This window comes from Streptomyces sp. NPDC056480 (assembly GCF_042795405.1).
In the GTDB taxonomy this organism is placed as follows: Bacteria; Actinomycetota; Actinomycetes; order Streptomycetales; family Streptomycetaceae; genus Streptomyces.
On record NZ_JBHTSA010000227.1, the window covers coordinates 1 to 5,205 of the forward strand.

Here is a 5,205-nt window from a genome sequence, read left to right on the forward strand (position 1 = left end):
CCGGTACACAGTTCGTGTACCGGGCCCCGCGGCGTTGTTCTGCCGGTGCGTCCGCTAGGCGGACTTGCGGCTGTCGCGCGGATGCACGGCGATGTTCATGGCGCCGGAACGCAGGACGGCCAGCCTCTCGGCGAGGACCTCCTCCAACTCCTCGCGGGTGCGTCGCTCCATGAGCATGTCCCAGTGCGTACGCGCAGGCTTGCCCTTCTTCTCCTCAGGTCCGTCCCCATCCACCAGGAGTGCCTGGATTCCGCAGACCTTGCACTCCCACTCCGGCGGAATTTCCGCTTCCACCGAGAAGGGCATCTCAAAACGATGGCCCTTCTCGCATGCGTACTCCACGGCCTGGCGCGGGGCCAGATCGATGCCGCGGTCGGTCTCGTAGCTCGTCACCACGAGGCGCGTGCCGCGAAGAGCTCGCTCACTCATGAATCGTGCCTCCCGGGCTTGTCGCCCACAGGACAGGTGTCGCTGTCGTCGTTATCCGGTCAACGTCCGGTCGGCGGTAAAGATTCCCGTGCCGGGTCATGCGTCGCCCGTCGTGCCGCCCCTTGTTGTACCCACCAGTGCCCGTTTTGTCACATCTGACGGCAGATGTGACCCGGTGTCTTCACCAAAGCAGCACGCAGTAACGGTCCGCCTGGCAGGCCAAACGCGTACACTACCGCCCTTTCACTGCCACGTCTAAATACGGTCGGGTATCGGGTTCCCGGCGGCCTCCACCGCGCGCCGGACCGGCACCCGCGCGAGCAGGACGAAGCCGACCACGAAGAAGATCACCAGGGAGATGATGGCATCCCGGTAGCTCCCGGTCAGCTGATACGCGAGACCGAACACGAGTGGACCCAGCCAACTGAGCCCCCGATCGCTCATCTCGTACGCCGAGAAGTACTCCGCCTCCTTGCCGCGCGGCACCAGATGCGAGAACAGCGAGCGCGACAGAGCCTGGCTTCCGCCCAGTACCAGGCCGATCGCGGCCGCCAGGCAGAAGAAGAACACGGGAGCGTCGGCCGGCAGGAGGTAGCCCGCCACCAGGATCAGCGTCCAGACGGCGAGCGATCCAAGAATCGTCCGCTTGGCGCCGTACGACCGGGCGAGTCGCGCCATGCCGAGCGCGCCCGCCACCGCGAGGATCTGGACCAGCAGGACCGCCGTGATGAGCGTGGTCTGGTCGAGGCCCAGTTCCTCCGAACCGAACACCGAGGCCTGGGAGATCACCGTCTGCACGCCGTCGTTGTAGACCAGGTAGGCGAGCAGGAAGGAGAGCGTCAGCGGGTGCCTGCGCATGTCCTTGAGGGTCGCCCGCAGCTGCCGCCAGCCGCTGCCGACCGTGCCCCCGCCGGCCCCCTCCCGCCCCTCCGGGCCGATCTTGCGGTCCCGCAGCCGCCGCAGCGGTACGACGGTGAAGGCGCCCCACCAGACACCGGCCGAGGCCAGACAGATCCGGACCGCCTCGCCCTCGGTGAGACCGAAGGAGTCGTGGCCCGAGTAGAGGATCAGATTCAGTACGAGGACCAGCGCGCCGGACGTGTAGCCGAAGGCCCAGCCGCGCGAGGAGACCGCGTCCCGCTCGTCCGGCTCCGAGATCTGCGGCAGATAGGCGTTGTAGAGCACCATCGAGACCGAGATCGAGGCGTTCGCCACGATCAGCAGGAACGTGCCCAGCAGGTACCGGTCGCCCGCCAGGAAGAACATCCCCGCCGTGGCCGTCGCGCCCACGTAGGCCGCGGCCGCCAGCAGCGGCTTCTTCCGGCCCGTACGGTCCGCGATCGCGCCGACCAGCGGCATCAGCAGCACCGCGACCACGATCGAGGCCGACACGGCGTACGCGAAGAGCGAGCCGGCCCGCACGGGTATCCCGAGCGGGTGCACATAGCCCTCCGCGTCGGCCGCCGCCCGGGCCACCGAGGTGAGGTACGGGCCGAGGAACACGGTGAGCACGCTCGTCGAGTAGACCGAGCACGCGAAGTCGTAGAAGTACCAGCCCCGCTGTTCCCGCTTGCGCTCGGCGGGATCGGAGGCGTACTCCTCCGGTTCGGTGGTTCCAGCGGTCAAGGCCGCGCCCCCTCGTTCGTCCCCGTGACCGGGCCCGGTGATCCGGGTCCGGAGCCACCGGGACGCGCGCTCAGACCCACACACCCCGCTCGGTCAGCACCGAGCGCAGCGTCTCCAGTTGATCGGTCATGATGCCATCGACCCCGAGGTCGAGGAGAGTGTTCATCCGGGCCGGATCGTTCACCGTCCACACATGGACCTGGAGCCCGCGCGCGTGCGCCTCCCGGACGAAACGGCGGTCCACCACCGGGATGCCGCCCTGCCGCTCGGGTACCTGCGCGGCGACCGCCCCGGCCCGCACCGCCGCCGGGATGCCGAGCGAGCGCAGCCGCAGCCCGATCACCCCGCGCACCCCGAACGAGGTGGCCAGCTCGGGACCGGCCAGCCGCTGGGCCCGCACGACCCGGGCCTCGGTGAACGAGCCCACGCAGACCCGGTCCCAGGCGCGCTTCCTGCGGATCAGGTCCACCAGCGGGTGCAGCGCCGACTCGGCCTTGAGATCCACGTTCCAACGGGCCTCCGGGAACTCGTCCAGGAGGTCGGCGAAGAGCGGCAGCGGTTCCTTGCCCGCCACACGGGCCTCCCGCACCGCCGCCCACGGCAGGTCGCCGATCCGGCCCGATGCGTCGGTGACCCGGTCGAGGGTCGCGTCGTGGAAGGCGACGAGAGCCCCGTCCGACGTCGTGTGCACATCGGTCTCGAAGTAGCGGTAGCCCACGGCGGCGGCCCGGCGGAAGGCGGCCGCGGTGTTCTCCAGGCCGTTCGCCGTGCCGCCGCGATGGGCGAACGGGAGGGGCGTGGGATGGTCGAGGTAGGGGTGGCGTACGCGAGTCACCGCCGCAGTATGGCGCCTTCCGGTGTCGCGGGGGCGACCGCGGTGCTTCCGGATTCCGGCTCGGGAACGGCGAACCAGCGAAGGAAGAACTGGGCGAGGGGCCCGATGGCCAGCGCGTACAGCACCGTGCCGACGCCGACCGAGCCGCCGAGCAGGAAGCCGGTGGCGACCACCGCCACCTCGATCGCCGTCCGCACCAGCCGGATCGAACGGCCGGTGAGCCGGTGCAGGCCGGTCATCAGACCGTCGCGCGGGCCCGGGCCGAACCGCGCCGCGATGTACAGGCCGGTCGCCACCCCGTTGAGGACGATGCCGGCCACAAGGAGCGGGATCCGCCCCGCGAGCCCGTGGACGTCCGGGACGAGCGCCAGGGTGCCGTCCATCGCCAGGCCGATCGCGAACACGTTGGAGACCGTGCCGAGCCCCGGTCGCTGCCGGATCGGGATCCACAGCAGCAGCACCACGGCCCCGACGATGATCGACACCACGCCGATGGTCAGGCCCGTCTTCTCGGCGAGGCCCTGGTGCAGCACGCCCCAGGGCTCCAGGCCGAGACCGCTGCGCACCAGCAGCGCCGAGCTGACCCCGTACAGCGTCAGCCCCGCGTAGAGCTGGACGAGCCGACGGGTGAGGTGCCGGCCGTGGCGGCCGGAGGCGATGGACAAGGTTCTTCCCCCCAGGGTGGTGGTAGTGGACTGGCTCATGACACTCTGTGGCGGTGGAACGGGTGCCAACCATGGCCAATTCGAGGAAGGTGGACTGATTTCGATGGCCCAGTGGACTTCGGCGGTAGGACCGGCTCAGCTCGCCCGGCAGCTCCAGGCGCAGCAGCCGCGGCCCGCCGGACCCGGCACGCGGAAGCCGCCCGCCTACCGCGCCCTGGCCGACGGGATCCGGCTGCTCGTCCTGGAGGGCCGGGTCCCGGTCGCCGCCCGGCTGCCCGCCGAGCGGGAACTCGCCCTCGCCCTGACCGTCAGCCGTACGACGGTGGCCGCGGCCTACGAGGCGCTCCGCGCCGAGGGCTTCCTCGAGTCCCGCCGCGGGGCAGGCAGCTGGACCGCCGTACCGGCCGGGAACCCGCTGCCCGCGCGAGGACTCGAACCGCTGCCTCCGGAGGCGCTCGGCTCGATGATCGACCTCGGCTGCGCGGCGCTGCCCGCGCCCGAGCCCTGGCTCACCCGCGGCGTTCAGGGCGCCCTCGAGGAACTGCCCCCCTACGCCCACACGCACGGCGACTACCCGGCGGGGCTGCCCGCGCTGCGGCAGATGCTCGCCGACCGGTACACCGCGCGCGGCATCCCCACGATGCCCGAGCAGATCATGGTCACGACCGGTGCCATGGGGGCCATCGACGCCATCTGCCACCTGTTCGCGGGCCGCGGCGAGCGCATCGCCGTCGAGTCCCCGTCCTACGCCAACATCCTCCAGCTGATGCGGGAGGCCGGGGCGCGGCTCGTGCCCGTCGCCATGTCCGAGGGGCTCGGCAGCTGGGACCTGGGCCGCTGGCGGCAGGTGCTGCGCGACGCGGCACCCCGCCTCGCGTACGTGGTGGCCGACTTCCACAATCCGACCGGTGCCCTGGCCGACGAGGACCAGCGCCGGCAGCTCGTGGACGCGGCCCGGTCGGCCGGCACCGTCCTCGTCGTCGACGAGACCATGGCCGAGCTCCACCTGGACGACGACCTGGAGATGCCCCGGCCGGTCTGCGCCTTCGACCCGGCCGGCTCCACCGTCCTCACGGTCGGCTCCGCCAGCAAGGCCTTCTGGGCGGGCATGCGCATCGGCTGGGTCCGGGCCGCGCCCGACGTCATCCGTTCCCTGGTGGCCGCGCGCGCGTACGCCGACCTCGGGACCCCCGTCCTCGAACAGCTCGGCGTGAACTGGCTCATGCGCACCGGCGGCTGGGAGGAGGCCGTCACTCTCCGCCGGGACCAGGCGCGGGAGAACCGGGACGCGCTCGTCGCCGCGGTCCGCAGGGAGCTCCCGGAGTGGGAGTTCTCGGTGCCGCGCGGCGGCCTGACCCTCTGGGTCCGCACCGGTGGCCTCTCCGGCTCCCGGCTCGCCGAGGCGGGGGAGCGGGTCGGCGTCCGGGTCCCCTCGGGTCCCCGGTTCGGCGTCGACGGGGCCTTCGAGGGCTTCGTCCGGCTGCCCTTCACGGTCGGCGGACCGGTCGCCGACGAGGCCGCGGCCCGGCTGGCCGCCGCGGCCCGGCTGGTGGAGTCGGGCGCGGGCGGGGGGACCGAGCCGCCGCGCTCGTTCGTGGCGTAGCCGCCCGCGTCACGCGCGCGTGAAGAGGCCGGTACGGACCCCAGGTC

General features: G+C 71.9%; 5 protein-coding genes. 1 reads left to right on the forward strand and 4 read right to left on the reverse strand.

The window, feature by feature from the left end; genetic code table 11:
* Positions 1 to 54: 54 nt before the first annotated feature.
* The 4 genes from ACFQ79_RS40215 to ACFQ79_RS40230 form a co-directional block, all read right to left on the reverse strand.
* The gene (locus ACFQ79_RS40215) at positions 55 to 429 is read right to left on the reverse strand and encodes an RNA polymerase-binding protein RbpA (RefSeq protein WP_015032218.1); all 375 of its coding nucleotides are present in this window, start codon (positions 427 to 429) and stop codon (positions 55 to 57) included.
* A gap of 255 nt (positions 430 to 684) precedes the next feature.
* Positions 685 to 2,055, reverse strand: a complete 1,371-nt coding sequence (locus ACFQ79_RS40220) for an MFS transporter (protein WP_383593231.1) — start codon at positions 2,053 to 2,055, stop codon at positions 685 to 687.
* Positions 2,056 to 2,125: 70 nt separating this feature from the next.
* Positions 2,126 to 2,890 (reverse strand): glycerophosphodiester phosphodiesterase family protein, encoded by a 765-nt coding sequence (locus ACFQ79_RS40225; RefSeq protein WP_383593234.1) that lies wholly within the window; start codon positions 2,888 to 2,890, stop codon positions 2,126 to 2,128.
* Complete coding sequence (locus tag ACFQ79_RS40230) at positions 2,887 to 3,555, reverse strand: YitT family protein (protein WP_383593237.1); 669 nt, start codon at positions 3,553 to 3,555, stop codon at positions 2,887 to 2,889. Before ACFQ79_RS40230 ends, ACFQ79_RS40225 begins: the two co-directional genes overlap by 4 nt.
* A 103-nt stretch (positions 3,556 to 3,658) precedes the next feature.
* Between ACFQ79_RS40230 and ACFQ79_RS40235 the strand changes: the two genes are divergently transcribed.
* Entirely contained in the window at positions 3,659 to 5,158 is a 1,500-nt protein-coding gene (locus ACFQ79_RS40235) for a PLP-dependent aminotransferase family protein (RefSeq protein WP_030316417.1), read from the forward strand.
* Positions 5,159 to 5,205: the final 47 nt, after the last annotated feature.